Annotated in this window: 1 protein-coding gene; it reads left to right on the forward strand. The window is 62.2% G+C overall.

Annotated features, from left to right (window positions below; all coding sequences use genetic code 11):
- Window positions 1-360 (forward strand): PepSY domain-containing protein (locus HX846_RS33395; protein WP_178967068.1); only part of this gene is annotated, 360 nt, incomplete at both ends.

Below are 360 nucleotides of genomic sequence, written 5' to 3' on the forward strand. Positions count from 1 at the left end.
GCTGGCCCTGACCGGCATCATCTACCTGTTCAAACCCCAACTCGACCCGCTGATGTACGGCAACCTGCTGACCGTGCAAAGCGCCGAACACGCGCTGAGTGCCGACGAGCAACTGCAACGTGCCCAGGCTGCCTATCCACAAGGCAAAATCAGCAAGTACCTGCCACCTGCCGACGCCACCAGCAGCGCGCAATTCGTGATGCACAACGACGGGCGCGAAGTGACTGTATTCGTCGACCCGTATCGCGGCACCGTGCTCGGCGAACAGGACGCCAAGTACAACCTGCAAGCCATCGCCCGTGCGCTGCATGGTGAGTTGATGATCGGCACCGTCGGCGATCGCCTGGTGGAACTGGCCGC

The sequence above is a fragment of the Pseudomonas sp. K5002 genome, from assembly GCF_013386655.1.
In the GTDB taxonomy this organism is placed as follows: domain Bacteria; phylum Pseudomonadota; class Gammaproteobacteria; order Pseudomonadales; family Pseudomonadaceae; genus Aquipseudomonas.